Below are 24,428 nucleotides of genomic sequence, written 5' to 3' on the forward strand. Positions count from 1 at the left end.
TTACGGCTTGACGTACGCGTTCACGAACGACGGGTAGCCGAAGACGCTGGAGATGAAGATCCCGCCGGCCTTGGAGCCGTGCACGTTGTAGGCCACGTCGACGAAGAGCGGCACCACCGGCGCGTGCTCCTTCATGATCCGCTCGTCGAGCTTGGCCCACTCCGGGCCCTGGTCGGCGGCGGGCATGGCCTGGATGCGGTCCATCTCGGTGTTGATCGTCGGGTCGTTGAAGTAGGACTGGTTGCTGTTGCCCTCGGCCTTGATGGTGCGGCCGTCGTAGAGCACCGGCAGGATCGACGCCCCGCTCGGCCAGTCCGCCGCCCAGTTACCGATGTACAGGTCCCAGGGGTTGTCCTTCTTCTTGATCTCGTCGAGCTTCGCGTCGTCGGAGATGTTCCGCAGCGTGATCTTGAAGCCGGCGCGCTCCAGGTTGGCCTTGAGCTGCGCGCCCTGCTGCTGCTCGGTCGAGTTGTCGGCGACACCGAGGACCAGCTCCGGCGTCTTGCCGCCGAGCAGCTCCTTTGCCTTGTCGACGTTGCCGTTGGCACCCGCCGGGTACGCGTCGTACGCCTTGTAGCCGATGGTGGCCGACGGCATCAGCGTGGTCAGCGGCGCGGCGACGGTCTGTCCGCCCATCGCCTTGATGAAGCCCTCGCGGTCGATGGCGTAGTTGAGCGCCTGGCGGACCTTCAGGTCGGTGACCCGCTGGTTGTTGATGACGAGCTGGTTGGCGCTCGGGGTCGGCGAGAGGATCGTCCGGGACTTGAGCGCGGCGTCCCCGGCCACCTTGGCGACAAGCGAGGCGGGCACGGTGTTGAAGGCGAGCGCGCTCTGGTCGGCGCCGTTGTCGGCGATCACCCGGTTGTTGGCCGCGTCCGCGGTCGGGCCGAAGCTCCACACGATCTGGTCCGGGTACTGGTGCCGGACCGCGTCGGTCTTCGGGTCCCAGTTGGGGTTGCGGTCCAGGGTGAGCTGCACGCCGACCTGGTTCTTGGCGACCTTGTACGGGCCGGACGAGAACGGCTGCTTGTCCAGGTCGACGCCTGTGTCCTTGTCGGCGGGCAGCGGCGCGGTGGTCGGCAGCGAGACCGCGAACGGCAGGTCACAGCGGGGCTTGGCGAACTCGAAGCGCAGCGTCTTGGCGTCCGGCGTGCTCAGGCCGGGCGGCAGCGACGTCTTGTTCTTCTTGAAGTCCCACTTGGTGTCGAACTGCGGGGTGTCGGCCAGCCACTCCTGGATGTAGGTGGGGCCGCCGGAGAGGTCCGGGTCGAAGGACCTGGCGATGCCGTACGCGATCTCCTTGGCGGTGATCGGTCGGCCGTCCTCGAACTTCACCCCGTCCTTGACGGTGAATTCCCAGACCTTGCAGTCGTTGTTGACGTTCTTGCCCGGCGTCTCGGCCAGGTCGCCGACGAGGACCAGGCCGCCCTTGCCGTCGTCCTTCCAGGTGGTCAGGTAACGGGCGAAGAGCGGGTTGGTCATCAGACCGGCGAACGAGTACGTCCGCTGCGGGTCCAGGTGGGAGATCGGCGACTCCCGGATGATGGTGAAGGTGCCGCCCTTCGCGGCGCCGCTCACCTCGGCCGCCGGCCCCTGCGAGTCCTTGGGGTCGGTCGCGATGACCCCGGTCTGCTGCCGGTCGGTGTCCACGGTGGTGCCCTCGCCCGTGTTCTTCGAGCACGCACCCAATGCCACCACCAGAGCGATCGCGCCGCCCGCGGCGGCCACCACGCGTGGTCTCATGAATACCCCCTTCACCATGTGCCGTGCGTTTCGTCGGGGCGAGAACCGCCGACGTCCCGAGGATCGTAAGGAAGAAAAACTACAAGTTGTGTAACAGTTGTCGATAAATTTCGCCAGCAGCCACGCCCTGGACAGCGCCCTGGGCAGCGGCCGGGTCAGCGCAGCCGCACCCGGGGGTCGATGGCCGCGTAGAGCAGGTCCACGAGCACGTTCGCCAGCACCACGAAGACGGCCGCGATCAGCACGGTGGCCATGATGGTGGGCAGGTCGCCCGAGCGCACCGCGTCCACCGCCGTACGCCCCAACCCCTGGATGCCGAACGTCGTCTCGGTGATCACCGTGCCACCCAGCGCCCCGCCCACGTCCAGCCCCGCGATTGTCACCACCGGGGTGATCGCCGCGCGCAGCGCGTGCCTGCCGTACACAGTGGGTTTGGCCAGGCCCTTGGCCCGCGCGGTGCGGACGAAGTCCTCCGAGAGCGTCTCCAACATCTGCGCCCGGGACAGCCGGGCGTAGATGGCCGAGAAGAGGAAGGCCAGCGCCACCCAGGCGAGCACCAACCCGCTGGCCCACTTCGCGGGGTTGTCGAATATCGAGGTGTAGCTGGGCACGGGCAGCAGCCGCAGGTTGTAGACGAAGACCAGCAACAGCACCGCGCCCACGAAGTAGAGCTGCAACGAGGCGCCGGTCAGCGAGAAGCCGATGGCCAGGCGGTCCAGCCAGGTGCCGCGCCGCAACGCGGAGACCATGCCGAGGCCGACCCCGAGCAGCAGCCAGAGGATCGCCGCCGGGATCACGATGCTCAGCGTCACCGGCAGCACCCGGGCGATGGTGTCCGAGACGGCCTCGTTGGTGACGTACGACCAGCCCAGGCAGGGCGCGTCACACCTGCCACCCTGGGCGCTGCCCAGGTCCCGACCGGTGACGATGCCCTTCATGTAACCGGCGTACTGGCTGATCAGGGGGTCGTTCAGGCCAAGGTCGTCGCGGACCCGCTCCAGCCGCTCCGGGTTGCAGTTCTTCGAGCAGATGCTGCTGACCGGGTCGCGCGGCAGGGCGAAGAACATCAGGAAGGTCAGCACGCTCACCGCGAACAGGGTCAGCGTGGCGGAGAAGAGCCGCTTGATCAGGAACCGTGACATGAGCCCACCCCTACCGGGACGACTTCGGGTCGAGCGCGTCCCGCAACGCGTCGCCGAAGAGGTTGAAGGCGAACACCAGCGCGAAGATCATGATGCCCGGGAAGAACACGTAGGCCGGGTCGGTCTGGAGGAAGTCCAGACTGTCGTAGATCATCCGGCCGAAGCTCGGCGTCTCGTCGCTGAGACCGACACCGATGAACGACAGCGCGGCCTCGCTGGTGATGAACTGCGGCACCGCCAGGGAGAACGACACCAGGATCGGCGCCCAGATGTTCGGCAGCAGTTGCCGGAAGAGCATGTGCCCCAGCCCGGCCCCGCTGGCCCGGGCCGCCTCCACGAACTCCCGCTCGCGCAGCGCGATCACCTGCCCGCGGACCAGCCGGGCCGTGCTGGTCCACCCGAAGATGGCGAACACCGCGATCAGCACGCCGATCCCGAAGGCGGACGACACCTGCCCCCGCTCACCGTAGAAGCGCAGCGTGACAGTGGGGGTGAGCGCCAGCGCGATGATCAGGAAGGGCATGGCCAGGGTCAGGTCCGTGATCCAGTTGATCACCGCGTCGAGCCAGCCGCCGAGGTAGCCGGCGAGCGCGCCCAGCACGACCCCGATCGTCGCGGTGATCAGCGCCGCCGCGAACGCGACGAACAGCGACGTCCGCAACCCGTAGATCAACCGGATGAAGATGTCCCGACCCAGGTTCGGTTCCAGGCCGAACCAGTGGTCCCCGGTGACGCCGCCGGCGTAGCCCAGCGGCATGCCGAAGCCGTCCAGCAGGTTCTGGAACTGCGTCCGCGGCCCGACGCCGTAGGCCATCTCGATCAGCGGGGCGGCCAACCCCAACAGCAGGAAGAAGACCAGGAGTACGCCGCTGACCACGGCCGTCCGGTCGCGACGCAGTCGCATCCAGGCGAGCTGACCGGGTGAGCGGCCGACGACGCCCTTCACGGCGGGCGTGTTCGCGTCCGGGTCGGACTCGATCTCGGCCAGCGCCACACCCTCCACCGGGGACAGGCTCACGGCGACACCTCCTCGACGTTCGCTTCGGCCCCGCGCCCCGCCGGCTCGGCGGCGACCACGGCGGCGTCCGCCGCCAGGCCGGCGCTGGCTGGTTCGGGAGCCGTGCTGGCGGCTCCCCCTTCGGGGCCCGTGCTGGCCGCTTCCCCCTCAGGGAAGTGACACGCGGTGGCCTGCCGGCCGCCGTCGCGCGGGACCAGCGCCGGCTCCTCGCTCGCGCAGATGTCCTGCGCCTTCCAACAGCGGGTCCGGAAGCGGCAGCCCGACGGTGGATCGAGCGGGGTGGGCACGTCACCGGTCAGCCGGATCCGGCCCGCCGGCCCGAGCTGGGTGACGTCCGGGATCGCCGAGAGCAACGCCCGGGTGTACGGGTGCTGGGGGCGTTCGTAGATGTCCGCCCGGTCGCCGATCTCCACGATCCGACCCAGGTACATGACCGCGACCCGTTGGCTGAAGTGCCGGATCACGGCCAGGTCGTGCGCGATGAACACGAATGCCAGGCCCAGCTCCCGTTGCAGGTCACGCAGCAGGTTGACCACCTGCGCCTGGATCGAGACGTCAAGCGCACTCACCGGCTCGTCGGCGACGATCAGCTTGGGCCGCAGCGCCAGCGCGCGGGCGATGCCGATGCGCTGACGTTGACCGCCGGAGAACTCGTGCGGGTACCTGTTGTAGTGCTCCGGGTTCAACCCGACCAGTTCCAGCAGCTCCCGCACCCGGGCCTTGATCCCACCCGGCGGCTTGATCCCGTTGACCTGCAACGGCATCGCCACGATCCGGCCGACGGTGTGCCGGGGGTTCAACGAGGCGTACGGGTCCTGGAAGATGATCTGGAGTTCCTGGCGCAGCGGGCGCAACTCCCGCCGGCCGGCGTGGGTGATGTCCCGCCCGGCGAACTCGATGCTGCCGCTCGTCGGCTCCAACAGCCGCACCAGCATCCGGCCGGTGGTGGTCTTGCCGCAACCGGACTCCCCCACCAGGCCGAGCGTCTCGCCGGGGCGCACGTCGAAGTCGAGCCCGTCCACCGCCCGCACCTGGCCGGTGGCGCGCAGCCCCTGGCGTACCGGAAAGTGCTTGGTCAGCCCGCGTACCCGCAGCAGTGGTTCGTCGGTCATCGGGCCACCCCCACGGATGCGACGTCCTCGGCGTAGAACGTGGTGCGCTCCTCGGCGCTCAGGTGGCAGGCGACCAGGTGGCCGTCGGCCCCGGCCGCCCGCAACTCCGGCACCTCACTGCGGGACCGGCTGCCGACCCGGTCCGCGTACCGACAGCGTGGATGGAACGCGCAGCCGGACGGCAGGTTGATCAGGCTGGGCGGGTTGCCGGGGATCGGCACCAGGTCCGCGTCCGCGTCGCCGTGCAGCGACGGCACGCTGGAGAGCAACCCCCAGGTGTACGGATGCTGCGGCGCCCGGAGCACCTGCTCGACGCTGCCCCGCTCGACGGCACGCCCGCCGTACATGACCAACACGTCGTCGGCGACCTGGCCGACCACGCCGAGATCGTGGGTGATCAGGATGATCGCGGAGTGGAACTCGGCCTGAAGGTCGGCGAGCAGGTCCAGGATCTGCGCCTGCACGGTGACGTCCAGCGCGGTGGTCGGCTCGTCGGCGATCAGCAGCGCCGGGTCGTTGACCAGGGACATCGCGATCATCGCCCGTTGCCGCATGCCGCCGGAGAACTCGTGTGGGTACTGGTCGAAGCGGCGGGCCGGCTGCGGAATGCCGACCCGGTCCAGCATGTCCACCGCCCGCTGGCGGGCCTCGCGCCGGTTGGCCTTCGGATGGTGCACCCGGTACGCCTCGGCGATCTGCCGGCCCACCGTGTAGTACGGGTGCAGCGCCGACAGTGGATCCTGGAAGATCATCGCCATGTCCCGGCCGCGCAGCCGGCGTACCTCCTCGTCCGGCAGGCCGACCAACTCCCGGCCGCCGACGGAGATCTCCCCGGTGATGGTGGCCCGTTTGGGGTCGTGCAGGCCGAGGATGGCCAGCGAGGTGACGCTCTTGCCGGAGCCCGACTCGCCCACGATGCCGAGGGTGCGGCCCCGCTCGACGGCGAACGACACCCCGTCGACCGCGCGCACCACGCCATCCTCGGTGTCGAACCGGACCCGCAGGTCACGCACCCGCAGGTAGGCGTCCGAACTGTCCACGGCCACCTCCCTCAGTGACGAAGAGAACTTACATGAAAGTCCTGAGGGTGAAAATAAGCTACAAAGCCGGCACATGTCAGCGGGCCCGAGCGTAACGAGTCCGCATCGGCCCCGCACCCCCGTCACCTCGCCATCCACGCCCGTTCATGGCCGCACTCGCACGTCGGGGTCCCCGCGCCCCGCGCCCCGCGCCCCGCGCCCCGCGCCGAGCAACTTCCCCGAAGTTGCTGCCTCAGGCGCGGCGGAGGCAGCAAAATCCCCGATACTGCGCGAATCTTGACGACGATCACCGCCCCCCAGGGACCGGAAGTGGAGTTGGGGCACCCTCCGCCGCCAAGGTCACGCTCGAACCAGGATCTAGTGGCATCGCCGAAGCGCGATACCACTACATCCAAGATCTAGCGCGATCTTGCAGCTCAACCTTGCCGATCACACGTCTGACCGGGCATGTCATCTCGTGCTCGCACGTCGGGTGCGACCTCGGCAATCCGGAATGAGCTGCACTGGGCTGGTGATTCCCGCCGAGGTTCTTGACCACTCGCTGCCTTGGGCCGAGTCGGACTATCTCGCCCTCGGTGAGACGGCCCAGCGGATCGAACTCCTCGACGGTGGACTGCTCATCGGACCATCTCCGTCCGTCCGACACCAGGTGATCGTCGGTGGTCTGGTGGCAGCTTTGGAACCAGGCTGTGCTGCCGCGAACCGCACCCTGCTCCCGGTCATCAACCTGCGGCTGAACGCCACCCGGATCCTCAACCCCGACCTCGTGGTGACGGCGGAGCTGGATCTCACGGCGGACTGCGTGCCGGCGGATGCGGTCCTGCTGGTCGGTGAGGTCAGCGCACCGCCCACCGCCACCATCGACCGGGTGCTCAAGCCCCACCTGTACGCCGCAGCCGGGATCGGGTGGTATCTGCTCGTCGAGCAGGAAAGCCTGACCGTGAAGCTCCACCAGCTACACGGCGCCCACTACGTGGAGCGGTCGACGGCCAGAGCCGGCGAGGTGTTGGTGCTCACCGAGCCGGTGAAGGCCACCATCCGACCGGAGGAGCTGCTCCCCTGACGGGTGTCGGTCGGCTGGCCTAGGGTCGGTCCATGACCGAGTTCGACGCGGCCACCGCCGCCGTCCAGGCCGCCCTCGACGCGGGCGCCCGGTACGCCGACGCGCGGGTGATGCACCGCCGCTACGAGTCGATGACCGCGCGAAACGGTGACGTGGAGGAGCTGACCCAGGACGAGAGCATCGGGCTCGGTGTCCGGGCGCTCGTCGGTGCGAGTTGGGGCTTCCACGCCGTACCCGATCTCTCGGACGCCGCCGCCCGCGAGGCCGGCCGGCGCGCGACGCGGACCGCCATGGCGAGCGCGCGGGTTCCCGGTCCGCCCGTCGACCTGGTCCCGGCGCAGGCGGTCACCGCGAGCTGGGCCTCCGGCTGCGAGATCGACCCGCTCGGGGTGCCCCTGTCGGACAAGGGCGACCTGCTGGTCGGCGCGACCCGCACGATGGCCGAGCACGGCGCCGACCTGGCCGAGGGCCTTTACCAGATCTGGGACACCGCGAAGTGGTTCGTCTCCAGCGAGGGTCACCGGATCGACCAGCGGATCCGCGAGTGCGGCGGCGGCATCTCCGCCACCTCGATCGGTGCGGGTGAGACGCAGCGCCGGTCCTGGCCCAGCTACCGGGGGCAGTACGGGACCACCGGCTGGGAGCTTGTCGAGTCGCTGGACCTGGCCGCGCACGCCGCGCAGATCGCCGAGGAGTCGCGGGCGCTGCTCACCGCGCCGCTCTGCCCGGCCGGCGAGACCGATCTGATCCTCGGCGGTGAGCAGTTGGCCCTGCAGATCCACGAGTCGGTCGGGCACGCCATCGAGCTGGACCGGATCCTCGGCTGGGAGGCGGCGTTCGCCGGCACGTCCTGGCTGGACCTGGCCCAGCTCGGTTCGCTGCGCTACGGCTCCGAGCTGATGAACATCACCATCGATCCGACCATCCCGGGCGCGCTGGGCAGCTTCGGCTTCGACGACGAGGGCTCCCCGGCGGTCAAGCGGGACGCGGTCCGCGACGGTCGCTGGGTGGGGGTGCTGGCCGGCCGGGACTCCGCGGCCATGGCAAGCCTCGACTACGGCGGCAGCGTACGCGCCGACGGGTGGGCCCGACTGCCGATGGTGCGGATGACGAACGTCGGTCTGGAACCCGGCCCGCACACCCTGGAAGAGATCATCGCGGCGACCGACGACGGTGTGCTGATGGACCTCAACCGCTCCTGGTCGATCGACGACAAGCGGCTCAACTTCCAGTTCGGCTGCGAGGTCGGCTGGGAGATCAAGAAGGGGCGGCGGGGGCGGATGCTGCGCAATCCCACGTACACCGGGATCGGCCCGCTCTTCTGGCGCTCGATGGACATGCTCTCCGGCGAGACGGTCTCCTGGGGCACGCCCAACTGCGGCAAGGGCCAGCCCGGCCAGATCGGGCACACCGGCCACCCGGCCGCGCCGGCCCGCTTCCGCAACGTCCGAGTGGGGGTGTCAGCGTGAGCGCGAGGAGTGAGCCGGGTTTGCGAGCCCCGCAGTCGCGAACGAAAGGCGGCCCAGCGTGAGCGCGAGGAGTGAGCCGGTTTTGCGAGCCCCGCAGTCGCGAACGAAAGGCGGCCCAGCGTGAGCGCGAGCAGCGAGGTGGAGCTGGCCGGGCAGGTCATCGAGCTGGTCCGCCGCCTTGGTGGGTCGGGGGCGCAGGCCGAGGTGGTGGTGACACGGGCGGACCTGGCGCTGACCCGTTTCGCCAACTCAGCCATCCACCAGAACGTCACGGAGTCGACTGTCGGGGTCCGGCTGCGGCTGCACGTCGACGGTCGGACCGCCGCCGGCAGCGGCAGCGTGGTCACCGCCGACGGGCTGAGCGCGCTTGTCGAGCGCACCCTGGTCGCGGCGCGGCTCTGCCCGCCCGATCCGGGCTGGCCAGGGCTGGCCCCGCCGGCGCCCACGCCGGACGCGCCGGCGGTCGACGAGGCCACCGCGCACGCCGAGCCGGATCAGCGGGCCGACCGGGTCGGCGCTTTCGTCGCCGCCGCCGGGGGCCTCAGCACGGCCGGCTACTGCCGTACCGCGCACCGCTCGTCGGCGTACGCCAACTCGGTCGGGCACACGGCCTCCGGCCGCTCGGCGGAGGCGGCGATGGACGGCATCGCGCGTCTCGACGGCGCGGACGGGGTGGCCCGACGCCACGCCGACCGACTCGCCGACCTCGACGGCGCCGAGCTGGGCGCGCAGGCGGCGGCGAAGGCCCAGGCGGCGGCCGACCCGGTCGAGCTGCCACCGGGGCGCTACGAGGTGGTGTTCGAGCCGGCCGCCGTGGCGGACCTGTTGCAGAACCTCTCCTGGTACGGCTTCAACGGCAAGCGGTACGCCGAGCGGCAGTCGTTCGCCGAGCCGGGCACGGCCCAGTTCGACCGGGCGGTGACCCTGGTGGACGACCCACTCGGCGCGTCGGGGCTGCCGTTCGACGCGGAGGGCACCGGTCGGCGGGCGCTGACCCTGGTCGAGGCGGGCACCACCCGGGCGGTGGCGCACGACCGGCGGACGGCCGACGCGGCGGGTGCGCAGTCCACCGGGCACGCGGTCGCGGGTGGAGCCACCTGGGGGCCGATGGCCCGCAACCTGCGGCTGTCCGGCGCGACGGCCGGCCCGGTCAGCGCGACGGGCCGGACGACCTCCGGTGGGGCGGCCGGCGCGGTGGTCGACGCGGACACCGCAGCACTTGTCGCCGGCGTACGCCGAGGGTTGCTGGTCACCGACCTGTGGTACACCCGGGTGCTCGACCCGAAGAGCCTCGTCGTCACCGGGCTGACCCGCAACGGTGTCTGGCTCGTCGAGGACGGCACTGTCGTACGGGCGGTCCGTGACCTGCGGTTCACCGAGTCCTACCCGCGCGCGCTCGGGCCCGGGGCGGTGCTCGGGCTGGGCGCGCGGGTGGTGCGTCAACCGGATCGGGTGGACGGTGCGTGGTGGGCGGCCCCCTCGCTGCGACTGGCGTCCTGGCACTTCACCGGGGGCGCCTCGGGATGATCGCGGCGACCCGCCGCCGGCCGGCGGCGCAGGGCTTTTCCGCAGGCCAGACACACGGGACACTCCCTTGCGCGGACGGCTCGCAGAGATCGGCGTAACGTGTGTCACTTAGCTGCGTCGGTCGATCCGGCGTGGTCGAAGGTGTGCGCAGAACGTGGCAGCGGGTGCGGGTTCGCCGGTCCGCGTGCCGACCGGAGATAGATCAGCCCGCCCGTACGGGCCCGTCGAGGAGACGACTCGAATGACTTCAACGGCAACGAAGCCGCGGGGAGCGCGGGCGCGCGCCGCGATCGCGGCGAAGACGTTGCGTACCGACCGCTGGTGGTTCGCCCCGCTGATCACCGTGATCGGGCTCAGCGCCTGGGTCGCGTACGCGACGGTCCGGGTCTTCATGCACAAGTGGTACTGGGTGGACCAGTTCCACTACCTGACCCCGTTCTACTCCCCGTGCGTGACCGACAGGTGCGTCGAGGAAGCCTCGCACTTCGGCCGGTTCCTGCCCGGCTGGTGGGTCATCCCGGACGCCGCGCTGACCCTGCCGTTCCTGCTCCTGTTCCGGCTCACCTGCTACTACTACCGCAAGGCCTACTACCGGTCGTTCTGGCTGTCGCCGCCGGCCTGCGCCGTCCCGGACGGCCACAAGGAGTACGCCGGTGAGACCCGCTTCCCGCTGCTCGGTCAGAACCTGCACCGCTACTTCTTCTACGCCGCCGCGATCATCTCGCTGATCAACACCTGGGACGCGATCCTCGCCTTCCACTCGCCCAAGGGCTTCGGCTTCGGGCTGGGCAACATCATCCTGCTGCTCAACGTGGTGATGCTCTGGGCGTACACGATCTCCTGCCACTCCTGCCGGCACATCATCGGCGGCCGGCTCAAGCACTTCTCCAAGCACCCGGTGCGGTACAAGGCCTGGACTGTCGTCTCGGCGTTGAACGTCCGACACATGCAGCTCGCCTGGATCACCCTCGGCACCCTGGCGCTCGCCGACTTCTACATCATGGCGCTCGCGGCCGGCTGGTTCTCCGACCTGCGGTTCATCAACTAAAGGGCCCCTGACATGACCACTACCACTCGGATCGAACGACACCACTACGACGTCGTCGTCATCGGGGCCGGCGGCGCCGGTCTGCGCGCGGCGATCGAGGCCCGGCTCGCCGGCAAGAAGACCGCGATCATCTCCAAGTCGCTCTTCGGCAAGGCGCACACGGTGATGGCCGAGGGCGGCGCGGCAGCCGCCATGGGCAACGTGAACAGCCGGGACAACTGGCAGGTGCACTTCCGCGACACCATGCGCGGCGGCAAGTTCCTCAACAACTTCCGGATGGCCGAGCTGCACGCGAAGGAGTCGCCGCAGCGGATCTGGGAGCTGGAGACGTACGGCGCGCTCTTCGACCGCACCAAGGACGGCAAGATCTCGCAGCGCAACTTCGGTGGCCACGAGTACCCGCGCCTGGCGCACGTCGGTGACCGGACCGGCCTGGAGCTGATCCGGACCCTCCAGCAGAAGATCGTCTCGCTGCAGCAGGAGGACCAGCGGGAGTTCGGCTCGTACGACGCCCGGATCAAGGTGTTCTCCGAGACCACGATCACCGAGCTGCTGCTCGACGGTGACCGGGTCGCCGGCGCGTTCGGCTACTACCGCGAGTCCGGTGAGTTCATCCTCTTCGAGGCGCCGGCCGTCGTGCTCGCCACGGGTGGCGTCGGACGCTCCTACAAGGTCACCTCGAACTCCTGGGAGTACACCGGGGACGGGCACGCGTTGGCGCTGCGCGCCGGGGCGACGCTGATCAACATGGAGTTCCTCCAGTTCCACCCGACCGGCATGGTCTGGCCGCCCTCGGTGAAGGGCATCCTGGTCACCGAGTCGGTGCGTGGTGACGGTGGCGTCCTCAAGAACTCCGAGGGCAAGCGGTTCATGTTCGACTACGTCCCCGACGTCTTCCGCAAGCAGTACGCGGAGACCGAGGAGGAGGCGGACCGCTGGTACACCGACCCGGACAACAACAGGCGTCCGCCGGAGCTGCTGCCCCGCGACGAGGTGGCCCGCGCGATCAACAGTGAGGTCAAGGCCGGTCGGGGCTCCCCCGCCGGTGGCGTCTTCCTGGACATCGCGAGCCGGCGTTCGGCCGACGAGATCCGCCGGCGGCTGCCGTCGATGTACCACCAGTTCAAGGAGCTGGCCGACGTCGACATCACCGCCGAGCCGATGGAGGTCGGGCCGACCTGCCACTACGTGATGGGCGGCGTGGAGGTGGACCCGGACTCGGGTGCCGCCTTCGGCCACGTACGCGGACTGTTCGCCGCCGGCGAGGTCTCCGGCGGCATGCACGGCTCCAACCGGCTGGGCGGCAACTCCCTGTCCGACCTGCTGGTCTTCGGCAAGCGGGCGGGCGGGCACGCGGCCAGCTACGCCGACGGGCTCGCGGCCCGTCCGAAGGTGGCGGTGGACGCGGTCGAGGCCGCCGTGGAGACCGCCCTGGCCCCGCTGCAACGGGACACCGGCGAGAGCCCGTACACCCTTCAGCAGGACCTCCAGGTGGTCATGGGGGATCTGGTGGGCATCATCCGCCGCGAGGGCGAACTGGCCGACGCCCTGGCGCGGCTGGCCGAGCTGCGCGAGCGGGTCGCGAAGGTCAGCGCGTTCGGCGGCCGGCGCTACAACCCGGGCTGGCACCTCGCGCTGGACCTGCGCAACATGCTCGTGGTCTCGGAGTGCACCGCGAAGGCGGCGCTGGAGCGGCAGGAGTCGCGCGGCGGGCACACCCGGGAGGACTATCCGGCGATGGAGCCGAAGTGGCGGCAGGTCAACCTGGTCTGCTCGCTGGACGGCGACAGCGTACGGCTCACCCGTAAGCCGCTGCCGAAGATGCGGCCGGAGCTGATCGGCCTCTTCGACCGTGCGGAGCTGGCCAAGTACCTCACCGACGAGGAGCTGGCCGACTTCGACGCCCTCCTCGCCGACGCTGGAGAGGCGGACAACCGATGAGCGCGAAGCGTCAGTTCCGGATCTGGCGGGGCGACGAGACCGGCGGAGACCTGCAGGACTACATGGTGGAGGTGAACGAGGGCGAGGTGGTCCTCGACGTCATCCACCGCCTCCAGGCCACCGACGCGCCGGACCTGGCCTGCCGGTGGAACTGCAAGGCCGGCAAGTGCGGCTCCTGCTCCATGGAGATCAACGGCAAGCCGCGGTTGGGCTGCATGACCCGGATGTCGACGTTCGGCGACGAAGAGACCGTCACGGTCACCCCGCTGCGGACGTTCCCGGTCATCCGGGACCTGGTCACCGACGTCTCGTTCAACTACCAGAAGGCCCGGGAGACCCCGGCGTTCGCCCCGCCCGCGGACGTGGCCCCGGGTGACTACCGGATGCAGCAGGTCGACGTCGAGCGCTCGCAGGAGTTCCGCAAGTGCATCGAGTGCTTCCTGTGCCAGACGGTCTGCCACGTGATCCGTGATCACGACGAGAACAAGCAGGCGTTCTCCGGCCCCCGGTACTTCATCCGGGCAGCCGAGCTGGACATGCACCCGCTGGACACCCGGACCGACCGCAAGGAGTACGCGCAGGCCGAACAGGGCCTCGGTTTCTGCAACATCACCAAGTGCTGCACCGAGGTCTGCCCCGAGCACATCAAGATCACTGATAACGGGATCATCCCCATGAAGGAACGGGTCGTCGACCGCAGGTACGATCCCCTTGTGTGGCTTGGTAGCAAGATCTTCCGTCGGGGCGAGACTCCCCAGACCAGCGTGACCACCGCCCGTCAGGGCTCGACGACGTCGGGCTCGGCCCGGAGCGGGGTGCACTCGCACGCGGGTGGTTCCCACGACCCACGCGCCGAGGCGCAGGCGCAGAGTGGCGTGAACTGGGACCGGGAGGTGCCCCACCCGACCGCTCCGGCGGTGGACGACCGGGGCAAGCTGCCGCTGACCGAGCTCACGTTCGACCGGGCCGCCGCGCCGTCGCCCTTCGGTGACGACGTGACCTTCCCGCTGCCCCCGGAGCACCTCAACTTCGCACACCCCGACCAGGACAAGCACCACTAAAACCCGCAACGAAGACGGGGGCCGCGGCGACAGCCGCGGCCCCCGTCCCACTTCAAGCGTCGATCATGAGGTTGACGGGTCCCTCAGGCCTCAACCGACCCGTCAACCTCATGATCAACCGGCAAACGGAGGGGCCGGGGTTAGGGGGTTTTGAGGAGTCGGCGGAGGGCGGCCACGATGGGGGTGTCGGCGGGGAGCCAGATGACCGAGTCCAGCTCGTCGGCCGTGAGCCAGCGCAGCGCCTCGTGTTCCAGCGCCCGGGGCTCGTCGCCGTGGAGCAGGCGGGCCGCGTACACCTTGAGCACCGAACGGCCGTGCGCCATCCGTACGTTGCGGCCGACCCGATCGCCGACCTCGACGCGTACGGCCAGTTCCTCGGCGCACTCCCGGACCAGCGCGTCGGTCTCGGCCTCCCCCGGCTCGACCTTCCCGCCGGGAAACTCCCACATTCCGGCCACCTCGGGCGGGGCGGCACGCGCACAGGCGAGCACCCGCCCGTCCCGGATGATCGCCGCACCGACGATCACCTTCAGGTCCCGTCGTTCGGTCTGCCCGCCGCCATTCGCCCGTTCGGTCCGCACGGGCGTCCAGGGTGCCAGATCAATCGGCGGTTTGGGTACCGTAGCCGTCCGCTAGGCCAACAGAACACGGAAGTGTGGGCGTGGACACCTCTTCCGAGCGGCGACAGACTAGAGGACACCGACAAGACACGGGATGGCGACGATTTGGCCACGAGCCGACAACGGCGCTTGGGGGGTGCGGTGATGCGCGTGCTGTTCAACAGCAGGGCCAAGCAGGACTACCTCTCCGACGCGTTGACCCTGTTAGCTGGTTGGACACGCGAGGGCGAGCAGATCCGACGGACGCTCGCGATCGACGATACCCAACACGCCGCCCTAACTGAACGGGTCAAGGTCGTCGCGGACGCGCTGCACCTGCGTCCCGAGATCAGCCGCCTGCCCGACAGGACCCAGATCCGGGTCGGGCACGGCAACGGCGAGCCGTTGACCGAGGGTGAGGTCCTGTTGGCCGCCCGCATCGAGGACGCGTACCGGGCGGTCACCGAATCCTGATGCCCCGTCGCCCTCGCCGGGCGCTGGCATCGGTTTTCTAGCCTTGGACACATGGCGAACATCGCGTACGACCGCAAGGAGCAGGTCCAGCAGATCGAGAGCGGCCTCCTCGACGGTGAGCAGATCATCGCCGTCTACGACGCGGTCGGCACCGGCACCGGGTTCATCGGGCTGACGGACCGTCGCGTGATCATCCAGGACCGCTCCTTCGTCGGGAAGCGGTACGCGATCACCAGCATCCCGTACTCGAAGATCACCAGCGTGAGCGTGGTCAGCAACAAGTCCTGGGGTGGCTCGTTCTTCTCCACCGGGGCGATCGCCATCCACGTGGGGACGCACACCTACGAGGTGGAGTTCCGTGGCGCGCAGAAGAGCCACCACGTGCACAACGTGATCCTGCACCACATCTCCTGACCGCCCGACCGTCGTCGGCCCGGCACGGCATATATGCCTTGCCGGGCCGCGGCCGTCTCTGGTCTGCTCGGTCCACAGCCGCGCGAGAGGAGCAGCCACCATGCCGAACACGACGAAGTCCCTCCGACCGAACGTCATCCGACCTGAGGAATCGAGGCTTCGTGAGCAGCTCTGCTCCGACTTCCGTGGCGCGGGAGCGCGCCACTGACCCCCTGACCAACCCCGGAGGCCGCTGATGTCGGTCTTCGACGATCCCGGCCTCTTCGGCCGGCTGTGGGCCGCCGGTTACGACCGCCCCGGCAACCCCGACCCGGTGCCAGCGGTGGACTTCCTGGCCGACCTGGCCGACGGTGGGCCGGTTCTCGAGCTGGCCATCGGCACCGGCCGGGTCGCGCTGCCGCTGGCCGAGCGCGGTCTCGACGTGCACGGTGTCGAGGCGTCCGAGGAGATGCTGGCGCAGTTGCGGGCCAAGCCCGGCGGCGACCGGATCCCGGTGGTCGTCGCCGACATGGCGGACGTACCGGTGACGGGTGAGTTCCGGCTCGCGTACCTGGTCTTCAACACACTGTTCAACCTGGTGGACGCCGAGCGGCAGGCGGACTGTTTCCGCAACGTCGCCCGGGTGCTGTCGCCGGGCGGGGCGTTCGTCATCGAGACGTTCGTGCCCGACCCGCGCAACTTCGACGCCCACGAGCAGGTGCAGGTCTGGGGCGTCACCGAGGACTCCGCGACGATAAGACTGCATCGGTACGACCGGCCGGCGCAGTCCTTCATCCGGCAGACCATCACCTTCGACGCCGACGGTGTGCACCTGAAGCCGTTCGCCATGCGGTACGCCTGGCCGCACCAGATCGACGAGATGGCGCAGCGGGCGGGGCTCCGGCTCACCGAGCGGTACGCCGACTGGCACCGGCAGCCGTTCACCGCCGACAGCTCATCGCACATCTCCGTCTACCGGGCGGAGTAACAGCGGCTGGTCGACTCCGGTTCCTGGAATCCGGGGTGTCGAGGTCTCCTTGACCCCCCGACGTCAAGGAACCGGAGTCGATCTCCGCCGCCGCCCCTTCGCCCTGGGCTGATTCTGCTGTTGGCAGTCTTTGTTGGTAGGCGGTGCCATCGCCGGGTCAGCTAGCCAGATGACAACCCGTTCGCCGTACTGGCCGGTCATCAGTCACCCGCAGCTCCGGCGCGTCCTACCCGGGCTCGCCGTGTCCGCGTTGGGCGACGGCATGGCGGTGATGGCGGTGATCTGGCTCGCCAGCGACCTCGCCCCGCCCGGTCAGCGCGAGACCTCGATCGCGCTGGCCATGGCCGCGTACACCGTGCCGAGCGCGGTCGGGACCGTCGTCTTCGGCCGGCTGCTGCGTGGGCGCGGCGGCGCCCAACTCGCCGGGTGGGACGCGATCCTGCGGGCGGGCGCGCTGGCGGCGATCCCGCTCGCCCACCTCGCCGGTGTGCTCACCTTCGGGCTGTACGTGACCCTGCTGGCCGCGTCGGCCCTGCTGCACTCGTGGGGCTCGGCCGGACGATTCACCCTGATCGCCGAGCTGCTGCCGCAGCGCCACCACCTGCCCGCCAACGCGGTGCTCGGCACCATCGGCGGGTTCGCCACGATCGTCGGCCCACCACTGGCGGGGATCCTGATCGGTTGGGCGGGACCGGTGTGGGTCATCGCCATCGACGCCGCCACCTTCGCCGCGCTGGCCCTCACGTACCGCCTCGCCCTTCCCACCAGCGACGAAGCCCCGCGGGCCGAGCGCGGCGCTTCGCGGACCGCCGGCCTCGCGGTCATCCGCCGCAACCCCGCCCTGCTGGGCCTCCTGGTGTTGAGCCTCGGGTTCTTCTTCCTCTTCGGACCGGTGTACGTGGCCATGCCGATCCACATCAAAGACGACAGGCACGCCTCGGCGACGCTGCTCGGCATCTTCTTCACCGCCTTCGGCGTCGGCGGTCTCGTCGGCGGCCTGGTCGCCGGTTACCTCCGCCGCTGGCCGCTGCGGGTCACCACCATCGGCATCGTCGTCGGGTTCGGGATCGCCATGCTGCCGCTCGGCCTGGGCGCGCCGCTCGTCGTGTCGTTGCCGGCCTTCGCCCTGGCGGGACTGATCTGGGCGCCGTACATGTCCACCTCGATGGCGCTGTTCCAGCGCAGCACGTCCACCGAGCAACTGCCGGCGGTGCTCGCCGCGAACGGCGCGATCCTCGTGCTGGCGGTGCCCCTGGGCACCATGCTGGGCGGGCCACTCGTGGCTGCCGTGGGCGCGCGCCCGACGATGCTGCTCTGCGCCGTGGCGATCGTGGCACTCGGCCTGGTCGCCGGGGGGTTCGCGATCTCGCGGTGGAGCGCGCGAACCCCCGGCGGGCCGACCGGCACCGAGGTCAGTGCCCGTCGCTGATCCGCACGTCGTCCGGCGCCGGCCGGCCGTGGCCCGTCTCCACGAGCGCCTTGAGGCTCAGCAGGAACGTCGCCCACTTGGTGCTGCACTGGTGCATCAGCTCGGTCGGCTCGCGCCAGCCCTCGTGGGTGAACTGGACGATCGTGAAATCGCCGCGTTCGTCGAGACGCCAGCCGATCTCGGTGCCGATCCATTCCGTCGGGCCGTCGGTGACCCGCCACCGCACCCGGCCGGCCGGGTCCAGCTCGAGGATCTCCAGGTCGAACCCGGGGTCGTCGCCGAACCGGACGGCCAACCGGCCGCCGACCTCGCTCTTGCCCGTCGTGTCGACCGACCACCAGCCGGCAACGCCCTCGGGAGTTGCCACCGCCTGGTAGACGGCGTCGAGCGGAGCGACGACGCCGACCTGGTGCAGGATGTCGACCATTGTCATTCCCCTTCGTCGTGGTGGCGGTTGCGCTCGATCGCCTCGGCAATGCGCTTGATCCGGCGCAGCCGGGCGTCCCAGGTGGCGCCCACCGCCGACAACTGCGCGACGGCTCGCGCGAGCTGCGCCTCGTCGACCTGGTAATGACGCTCGCGACCGGCCGACTCGGCGTGGATCAGACCGACCCGGTCCAGGACGGCCAGGTGTTTCGCGACGGCCTGCCGGGTGACGGGTAGCCGCCGGCTCAGCGACGTCGCGGTGCCCGGCCCGTCGGAGAGCAGAAGATCGATCATCGTACGCCGGGTGGGGTCACCGATCGCCGACCACAGCTCGTCGTCGACAGCGGTGCTCACGGCGTGGCGACCAGCCGGGCGACGTACCCGCCCATCCTGGGCAGGTAGTGGTCCCAACCGTTCTCGTGGTCCTGGTACTGCGCCTCCAGGACGGCGACCTCCCAGCCCATCTCGCGGAACCCGGTCTCGGTCATCCGGATCCGCGTGCCCGCGCCGGTGGGCGTCAGGTCGAAGGTGACGAGCAGCGCCGGCCCACCGCGGTCCGGCTCGGTGAAGCACCACCGGAAGGAGAATCGCTTCGGCGGGTCGACCTCGACGACGGCGAGCGCGACGGTCGTCGTCTCGCCGGTGTCGGCGTTGCGCCACACCAGTTCACCGGGTGCGCCGGCGACCGAGTCGAACCGCGCGTCGTCGGGCCACCACTCCCGCATGTGCTCGGGCCGACTGACCACCTCGAAGACCACCTCGGGTGACGCGTCGACGTGGATGTCGCGTTCGATGGTTCCCTGTTCCATGCGCCCCAACCTTTCGCAACCTTTGGTTGCACTTAACCTACGACAGCCCACCTCCTCGCGCAACCTTTCGTTGCACGTTGGGTCCCGTCGTACCCGGGGCGCACAATGCCGTGCATGTCTGAGCCATCGCCGCACCGGCACCACGCCATCGACTACGTCGAGTTCACGGTGACAAACCTCGCCGAGGCCAAGCGCTTCTACGCCGACGCGTTCGGCTGGCAGTTCAACGACTACGGCCCCGGGTACGCGGGCATCCGCAGCCCGCACGGCGACTCCGCCCCCGAGGTCGGCGGCCTCCGCCTGGACCAGGAAGTCCAGGCGGGCGGTCCACTGGTGCTGCTCTACTCAGGCGACCTGGACCGATCCGTGCAGGCCGTGAAGGAGGCCGGCGGCCAGGTGGTGAAGGGGCCGTACGAGTTTCCCGGTGGCCGCCGGTTCCACTTCACCGACCCCAGCGGCAACGAGCTGGGCGCCTGGGCCGAGCGGTAGGGGCGTCAGCGCAAGCCTCCAGAAGCGAGGATGACGTCCCCGGTGATCCAGCGCGCGTCGTCGGAAGCCAGGAAGGCCACAAGCGGCCCGTAGTCGTCAGGGCTGCCCGTACGGCCCAGAGGGGTGGCGGCAATCGCCTGCGCCTCGTGATCCGACCCGACATAGCCCATGGCTCTGGTGCCGTCCGTGTCCGACGGTCCGGGCATGATCGCGTTGACACGGATGCCACGCGGGCCCAGCTCCTTGGACGCCACGATGGTGAAGGCGTTGACGGCGCTCTTGGACGCGACGTAGAGCGAGGCGTACGGAGGGTGGCTGAGAGTGCCGGCCGTCGAGACGTTGATGATCGACGCCGCGTCGATGTCGTCCTGCGCGGCCAGGGCCTGCGTAGTCAGGATCGTGCCCAGCAGGTTCGTGGTCATCTCACGCTGGAATTCCTCCTCGGTGATGCTCGACAGTGGCGCGAACGTGCCGACGGCCGCATTGTTCACGAGCACGTCGACCGGGCCGAACACCTCGCGTGCCCGGTCGAAGAGGCGGCGCACATCGTCGCTGCTGGCCACGTCCGCCTGGACCGCGATCGCCCGGCCGTCCTTGGCGGTGATGCCCGCGACCACACGCTCGGCGCCCTGCGCATCCCCCCGGTAGTTCACCACGACGGCAGCGCCACTCTCGGCGAGAGCCGTGGCGATCCCCGCACCCAGGCCCTTCGACGCGCCCGTGACGATCGCCGTACGTCCGTTGTTGCTGCTCACAGTGACTCCTTGGCCAGTAGTGCCTGGAGAAGTCACCATAGAAAAGCTACTTACTGGTGGGAAGTAGGTACTTTTTTGTAAGCTCCTGTCGTGATGGAAACAGAGCAGGCCGCGACAGCCGCCCGGCTCCTGGCCTATGACACCTTCGACAACAAGTGCCTACTCAGACCGATCATGGATCAGACAACGAGCCGCTGGGCGACGCTGATCATGTCGGCCCTCATCGCCGGCCCGCATCGCTTCGCGCAGTTGCACGCGCAAGTCGGTGGCATCAGCCAGAAAATGCTGTCGCAGAACCTCAAAGCACTGGCCCGGGCCGGGCTTGTCGCCCGCCACGTGGCACCCACCAAGCCGCCCCAGGTCACCTACAGCCTGACGGAACTCGGTGTCAGCCTGGCCGGACCACTGACCGATCTCATCCGATGGTTCGGTCAACACGGAGACGAACTCCTCGCGGCCCAGAAGCACTACGACAGCCAGCAGGGATGACGCGGTGATGCTCAAACCACACCGAGCGTGCCGGCGAGTTCAGTGATCGTCGTCGGAGCGTCCCGGGCGCGGGCCGCCTGCGCGAGCACGTCCCGAGCCGCCGGTCGATACCGCACCTCGGCGGGCGCGATCCTGTCGGCCCACACCAGAACGCGGGCCGCGTTGGCCGCATCGTCGGTCTGAAGGTAGGCGCGGGCCGCGTCGAGCAGATGTGCGGCTCGGTGTTCAACGGGCAGCCATCGCCACCCTTCCCGGGTGGTCGCCGTCTCGTGCAGAACGATCGCGTCGTGCCCGTTGCCCAGGTCTACGGCAGCGGCGACACGCGCCAACTCGACTGCCGTCGGTCCGAAGGCGGTCCGGTGATGGTCATGTCCGTCGCCCACCCGAGCAGCCATCTCGGCCGCCTCGTCAAGCAACGTCCCGGCGGCGCGGTCGTCGCCGGACCGTGCCGCCATCAACGCCGCCTGGATCGACAGCGACCCGCACGACGACAGCCCCTGCGGCGTGCCCCCAGCAGAATCATCTCCAACGATCCGACAGGCGGCGGCCTGCATCACCGACCTCGCCCGCGACGACGCCCGCAGCACCTGACCAAGCTGCACCGCCGCGGCAGCCACCAGCGTCCGCTCTCCCGTGGCAGCGGACATGGCACGGTCGGCTGCCAACCAGGCAAGGCTTGACTCGTTCAACTTCACCAGCACCGACGCCGTCAACCGGTACGTCTCCACCAACGCCGTCCGGCCAGCCCTCGAATCCTGGACATGCGCACGCTGAACATCGACCAACAGCCTCGGCAACAGGTCGACCACCTGCGGATACCGCGCATGCTGAAAGGTGGTCCAGGCGTGCTCCACCTGCCGGGCAAGACGATCAGTCGGCAGAACGTCACGGCCCGCCGCCGAAGAGCCAAGTGCCATCGCGTACGTCGACAGCGCCGCCCGGATCCGCACGACGCCCTCGGCCCGCCTGGTCGCGTCGACCGGTTGGGCATCCCGCCCGAGCAGCGCTGCGGCATCGACCCGCAGGACGGCGGCGATGTCCCGGATCGTCGAGACCCGCTCCAGCGACCGCACCCCGCGCTCCACCTTGTCGACCCAACTCTTCGACTTCCCGAGCCGGTCAGCGAAGGTCTGCTGCGACAGTCTCCGCCGGACACGCAGGTAGGCGACCCGGCGCCCGATCGGCAGGTGGTCACCGCTCACGACTCCACCGCCGATCCGGCACCGCCCGAGTTGTCTCCTCGACCGGTATCCGCTCCGCCTCGGCCTGGGCGAGGAGTCTCTCCTTCGCCGCCTCCCGCTCGGCCGCCTCGGCCTGCTCACCACTGCCGTGGATTGGAACGTCGTCGCCCATTCCTACCTCCCAGTGTGCTTCCGCTACTGCAACGCCTGGGATCTACTCTGGTGACCGCGCGACTACGCTCGGAAGCATCTCAATGCTTTCAGGACCTTTCACAGGGGATCCGATGGATGACCTCGGCGCTCAATTGAGGCACGCTCGTGTTGAGGCAGGCGTGACGCTGGCCTCCATTGCGGTCCGCACCTGCTACTCAGCCTCGCACCTCAGCAACGTCGAGGCAGGACGCCGAACTGCAACGCCAGACATCGTGCTCGCCTACGCGCGAGCGTTGGGAGAAGCGGACGTGAGACGCAGAGACCTGCTCGCCGCCGCCACCATCGGCCCGATCGCCGCCAACGACCTCATTCGCAACGGCTTCACCGCCGCCCTCGCCGGCCACCGCGACAGCGCCGACCACTGGCGCGACCGCGTCGACCAGTACGGCCGCGACTACATGGAGATCGGGGCGGATGCCCTGCAAACCAGGCTCGCCAACGACCTCGTCGTCATGCAGCAGCAACTCGACAGTCCGACCATGTGGGCCACCGCGGCCCGTGCCCTGACCACCTATGGCAAGACGACCAAGGATCCCGCAGAGGCGATCAGTTGGTACGACACTGCCCGGATCGCCGCCGATCGCGGCGACGATCTCGCAGTCCGGATCTGGGTACGAGGGCGTGCCGCCATCGCCCTTGCCTACGAAGGCGCCGCACTTCCCGTTGCCCAGCGGTATGCCGAGGAGGCAATCGCCCTATCGGGCCGCCCCTCGCTGGGTCGCCTCCAGGCTCTGATGGCCCGTGCGCACATCGCCGCCGGGCGAGGCGACGTTGCCGGAGCCGCCGCCGCCGACGAGGAGGCACAACGCGTCTTTGACCACAGCGCCTCAGCCGACAACGAGATCTCCGACGCGGCCGTACCGGCCTGGCGCATGGCCAGCTTCCGCTCAATGCTCTACGCCCGACTCGGCATGGTCCGCCCCGGCGAGCTGGCCCAAACCGACGCCGACCGGCTCCGTCCCGCTGGGCTGACCCGCTTCGCTACCCACATTGAGCTGCACCGTGCACTCATGATGGCCAAAGCTGGCGATCGCTCCGGAGGGGTGGCCCATGCACGAGGAGCATGGGCAGCGCTACCAGCAGACCGGCGCTCACAAACCCTCGGACTCGTCGTACGCGAAGTCGAGAGGGCCGCGCGGCACCGCCTCTGAACTGACCCGCAGCGGACTACTCGCCGAAGATCACCTGCTGCGGCAGAGTGATCCCATGGCCGGAAGAGGGTTGACCATCGACGGATCGATCGCGCGGGAAGGCGCGCTGAGTCGGGTCCCACGCGCGTTCAGCTGTGTTGTCGACGCGGCGCGCACCCGGATAGTCGAGGCTTTCGGCGACGGCCGGATGCACAGCGCCTACCTCTACGGCAGCATCCCGCGTGGCACCGCCGTACCCGGAGTCTCCGATCTTGATCTGCTGCTCGCCCTGCACGCCGAGCCGACCGAGGCCGACCGGCGGGATGCCACGCGGATCGAGGAAGCCCTCGACCAGTCCTTCGACGAGATCGACGGCGTGGGCATCCTGTTGTTCAGCGTACGCACACTGCTCAGTGAGCTTGAGCGCCACGATCTCGGCTTCTTCGTCGCCTGCCTGTGCACTCCCCTGCTGGGCGACGACCTCGCCGACCAACTTCCCGGCTACCGGCCCACTCCCCTGCTCGCCCGCGAGACGAACGGCGACCTGTCGATCGCGCTTCCGGGTTGGCGGAGACAGGCGGACGAGGCGAGCACCGACAAGCACCGCAAGGGCCTCTGCCGGCTCGTCGCTCGTCGCATCGTCCGGACGGGATTCACTCTGGTCATGCCTCGCTGGGAAGGTTGGACAAGCGACCTCGTCGAGTCCGCCGAGGCGTTCGGTCTCTACTATCCGGAGCGCGCCGAGCAGATGCGCGCGGCTGCCCGGATCGGGCGTGCACCTTCGGCGGATCCGGCGGTACTACGCCACCTCATCAACGACCTGGGGCCATGGCTCGCGGCGGAGTACGCGGCCGTCCATGGTGAGAAGGCGCTTCGTCCCTGACGATGC

Annotated in this window: 26 protein-coding genes; 14 read left to right on the forward strand and 12 right to left on the reverse strand. The window is 69.5% G+C overall.

The genetic code is table 11. From position 1 onward, the window contains the following. The 5 genes from ACGFH8_RS26825 to ACGFH8_RS26845 form a co-directional block, all read right to left on the reverse strand. Positions 1-1,743: an ABC transporter substrate-binding protein gene (locus tag ACGFH8_RS26825; protein WP_393372169.1), complete on the reverse strand. Its 1,743-nt coding sequence runs from the start codon at positions 1,741-1,743 to the stop codon at positions 1-3. Between the two features lie 155 nt (positions 1,744-1,898). After that, positions 1,899-2,885 carry an ABC transporter permease gene (locus ACGFH8_RS26830; RefSeq protein ID WP_393372172.1) on the reverse strand — a complete coding sequence of 329 codons (987 nt, stop codon included), beginning with the start codon at positions 2,883-2,885 and terminating at the stop codon, positions 1,899-1,901. A 10-nt stretch (positions 2,886-2,895) separates the two neighbouring features. Further along, the gene (locus ACGFH8_RS26835) at positions 2,896-3,903 is read right to left on the reverse strand and encodes an ABC transporter permease (protein WP_393372174.1); all 1,008 of its coding nucleotides are present in this window, start codon (positions 3,901-3,903) and stop codon (positions 2,896-2,898) included. Then, positions 3,900-5,015 carry an ABC transporter ATP-binding protein gene (locus ACGFH8_RS26840; RefSeq protein WP_393372176.1) on the reverse strand — a complete coding sequence of 372 codons (1,116 nt, stop codon included), beginning with the start codon at positions 5,013-5,015 and terminating at the stop codon, positions 3,900-3,902. Before ACGFH8_RS26840 ends, ACGFH8_RS26835 begins: the two co-directional genes overlap by 4 nt. Further along, positions 5,012-6,055, reverse strand: coding sequence for an ABC transporter ATP-binding protein (locus ACGFH8_RS26845; protein ID WP_393372178.1), 1,044 nt, complete (start codon positions 6,053-6,055; stop codon positions 5,012-5,014). Before ACGFH8_RS26845 ends, ACGFH8_RS26840 begins: the two co-directional genes overlap by 4 nt. A gap of 511 nt (positions 6,056-6,566) precedes the next feature. Between ACGFH8_RS26845 and ACGFH8_RS26850 the strand changes: the two genes are divergently transcribed. From ACGFH8_RS26850 to ACGFH8_RS26875, 6 genes are all read left to right on the forward strand, one after another. Beyond that, positions 6,567-7,118 (forward strand): Uma2 family endonuclease, encoded by a 552-nt coding sequence (locus tag ACGFH8_RS26850; RefSeq protein WP_393372179.1) that lies wholly within the window; start codon positions 6,567-6,569, stop codon positions 7,116-7,118. Positions 7,119-7,150: 32 nt separating this feature from the next. Continuing rightward, on the forward strand, positions 7,151-8,587 hold the full coding sequence (locus ACGFH8_RS26855; protein WP_393372182.1) for a TldD/PmbA family protein: 1,437 nt from the start codon (positions 7,151-7,153) through the stop codon (positions 8,585-8,587). A 120-nt stretch (positions 8,588-8,707) separates the two neighbouring features. Next, positions 8,708-10,114, forward strand: a complete 1,407-nt coding sequence (locus ACGFH8_RS26860) for a TldD/PmbA family protein (RefSeq protein WP_393372183.1) — start codon at positions 8,708-8,710, stop codon at positions 10,112-10,114. Positions 10,115-10,355: 241 nt separating this feature from the next. Beyond that, positions 10,356-11,162 carry a hypothetical protein gene (locus tag ACGFH8_RS26865; protein ID WP_393372186.1) on the forward strand — a complete coding sequence of 269 codons (807 nt, stop codon included), beginning with the start codon at positions 10,356-10,358 and terminating at the stop codon, positions 11,160-11,162. Positions 11,163-11,174: 12 nt separating this feature from the next. After that, positions 11,175-13,103 carry a fumarate reductase/succinate dehydrogenase flavoprotein subunit gene (locus tag ACGFH8_RS26870; RefSeq protein ID WP_393372189.1) on the forward strand — a complete coding sequence of 643 codons (1,929 nt, stop codon included), beginning with the start codon at positions 11,175-11,177 and terminating at the stop codon, positions 13,101-13,103. Next, positions 13,100-14,164, forward strand: a complete 1,065-nt coding sequence (locus tag ACGFH8_RS26875) for a succinate dehydrogenase/fumarate reductase iron-sulfur subunit (protein ID WP_393372191.1) — start codon at positions 13,100-13,102, stop codon at positions 14,162-14,164. The genes ACGFH8_RS26870 and ACGFH8_RS26875 overlap by 4 nt, the downstream gene beginning before the upstream one ends. Before the next feature lie 140 nt (positions 14,165-14,304). On the opposite strand, the gene ACGFH8_RS26880 is transcribed toward ACGFH8_RS26875, so the two are convergent. After that, complete coding sequence (locus tag ACGFH8_RS26880) at positions 14,305-14,745, reverse strand: (deoxy)nucleoside triphosphate pyrophosphohydrolase (RefSeq protein WP_393372193.1); 441 nt, start codon at positions 14,743-14,745, stop codon at positions 14,305-14,307. Between the two features lie 183 nt (positions 14,746-14,928). On the opposite strand from ACGFH8_RS26880, the gene ACGFH8_RS26885 reads away from it, so the two are divergent. The 4 genes from ACGFH8_RS26885 to ACGFH8_RS26900 all read left to right on the forward strand — a co-directional run bounded on the left by ACGFH8_RS26885 (position 14,929) and on the right by ACGFH8_RS26900 (position 18,047). Then, the gene (locus ACGFH8_RS26885; RefSeq protein ID WP_357246897.1) at positions 14,929-15,237 is read left to right on the forward strand and encodes a 4a-hydroxytetrahydrobiopterin dehydratase; all 309 of its coding nucleotides are present in this window, start codon (positions 14,929-14,931) and stop codon (positions 15,235-15,237) included. A 51-nt stretch (positions 15,238-15,288) separates the two neighbouring features. After that, positions 15,289-15,651, forward strand: coding sequence for a PH domain-containing protein (locus tag ACGFH8_RS26890; RefSeq protein ID WP_355050625.1), 363 nt, complete (start codon positions 15,289-15,291; stop codon positions 15,649-15,651). A gap of 235 nt (positions 15,652-15,886) precedes the next feature. Beyond that, positions 15,887-16,618, forward strand: a complete 732-nt coding sequence (locus ACGFH8_RS26895; protein ID WP_393372197.1) for a class I SAM-dependent methyltransferase — start codon at positions 15,887-15,889, stop codon at positions 16,616-16,618. Between the two features lie 169 nt (positions 16,619-16,787). After that, positions 16,788-18,047 (forward strand): MFS transporter, encoded by a 1,260-nt coding sequence (locus ACGFH8_RS26900; protein ID WP_393372200.1) that lies wholly within the window; start codon positions 16,788-16,790, stop codon positions 18,045-18,047. Here the strand turns inward: ACGFH8_RS26900 and ACGFH8_RS26905 are convergent. Genes ACGFH8_RS26905 through ACGFH8_RS26915 form a run of 3 tightly spaced genes read right to left on the reverse strand, consistent with a single transcriptional unit; the run spans position 18,031 to position 19,282 of the window. Continuing rightward, positions 18,031-18,474 (reverse strand): SRPBCC domain-containing protein, encoded by a 444-nt coding sequence (locus ACGFH8_RS26905; protein WP_393372203.1) that lies wholly within the window; start codon positions 18,472-18,474, stop codon positions 18,031-18,033. The two genes, ACGFH8_RS26900 and ACGFH8_RS26905, sit on opposite strands and share 17 nt — an antisense overlap. 2 nt (positions 18,475-18,476) lie before the next feature. Next, positions 18,477-18,827 (reverse strand): ArsR/SmtB family transcription factor, encoded by a 351-nt coding sequence (locus ACGFH8_RS26910; RefSeq protein WP_393372205.1) that lies wholly within the window; start codon positions 18,825-18,827, stop codon positions 18,477-18,479. Then, positions 18,824-19,282: an SRPBCC domain-containing protein gene (locus ACGFH8_RS26915; protein WP_393372207.1), complete on the reverse strand. Its 459-nt coding sequence runs from the start codon at positions 19,280-19,282 to the stop codon at positions 18,824-18,826. The genes ACGFH8_RS26910 and ACGFH8_RS26915 overlap by 4 nt, the downstream gene beginning before the upstream one ends. A 114-nt stretch (positions 19,283-19,396) precedes the next feature. Between ACGFH8_RS26915 and ACGFH8_RS26920 the strand changes: the two genes are divergently transcribed. Then, entirely contained in the window at positions 19,397-19,771 is a 375-nt protein-coding gene (locus ACGFH8_RS26920; protein WP_393372210.1) for a VOC family protein, read from the forward strand. A gap of 5 nt (positions 19,772-19,776) precedes the next feature. On the opposite strand, the gene ACGFH8_RS26925 is transcribed toward ACGFH8_RS26920, so the two are convergent. Further along, positions 19,777-20,526, reverse strand: a complete 750-nt coding sequence (locus tag ACGFH8_RS26925) for an SDR family oxidoreductase (protein ID WP_393372211.1) — start codon at positions 20,524-20,526, stop codon at positions 19,777-19,779. A 93-nt stretch (positions 20,527-20,619) separates the two neighbouring features. On the opposite strand from ACGFH8_RS26925, the gene ACGFH8_RS26930 reads away from it, so the two are divergent. Beyond that, positions 20,620-21,015 carry a winged helix-turn-helix transcriptional regulator gene (locus ACGFH8_RS26930; protein WP_393372444.1) on the forward strand — a complete coding sequence of 132 codons (396 nt, stop codon included), beginning with the start codon at positions 20,620-20,622 and terminating at the stop codon, positions 21,013-21,015. Between the two features lie 11 nt (positions 21,016-21,026). On the opposite strand, the gene ACGFH8_RS26935 is transcribed toward ACGFH8_RS26930, so the two are convergent. Then, positions 21,027-22,217: a helix-turn-helix domain-containing protein gene (locus ACGFH8_RS26935; RefSeq protein ID WP_393372213.1), complete on the reverse strand. Its 1,191-nt coding sequence runs from the start codon at positions 22,215-22,217 to the stop codon at positions 21,027-21,029. Then, positions 22,207-22,368, reverse strand: coding sequence for a hypothetical protein (locus ACGFH8_RS26940; protein WP_393372216.1), 162 nt, complete (start codon positions 22,366-22,368; stop codon positions 22,207-22,209). Before ACGFH8_RS26940 ends, ACGFH8_RS26935 begins: the two co-directional genes overlap by 11 nt. Positions 22,369-22,480: 112 nt before the next feature. Here ACGFH8_RS26940 and ACGFH8_RS26945 point away from each other — a divergent pair, with 112 nt between their 5' ends. Both ACGFH8_RS26945 and ACGFH8_RS26950 read left to right on the forward strand, forming a co-directional pair. After that, positions 22,481-23,560 (forward strand): helix-turn-helix domain-containing protein, encoded by a 1,080-nt coding sequence (locus ACGFH8_RS26945; protein WP_393372219.1) that lies wholly within the window; start codon positions 22,481-22,483, stop codon positions 23,558-23,560. Positions 23,561-23,615: 55 nt separating this feature from the next. Further along, a complete protein-coding gene (locus ACGFH8_RS26950) occupies positions 23,616-24,422 on the forward strand; it encodes a hypothetical protein (protein WP_393372222.1) in 807 nt (268 codons plus the stop codon). Positions 24,423-24,428: the final 6 nt, after the last annotated feature.

Origin of the sequence: Micromonospora sp. NPDC049175 (genome assembly GCF_043197345.1) — a bacterium.
In the GTDB taxonomy this organism is placed as follows: Bacteria; Actinomycetota; Actinomycetes; order Mycobacteriales; family Micromonosporaceae; genus Micromonospora.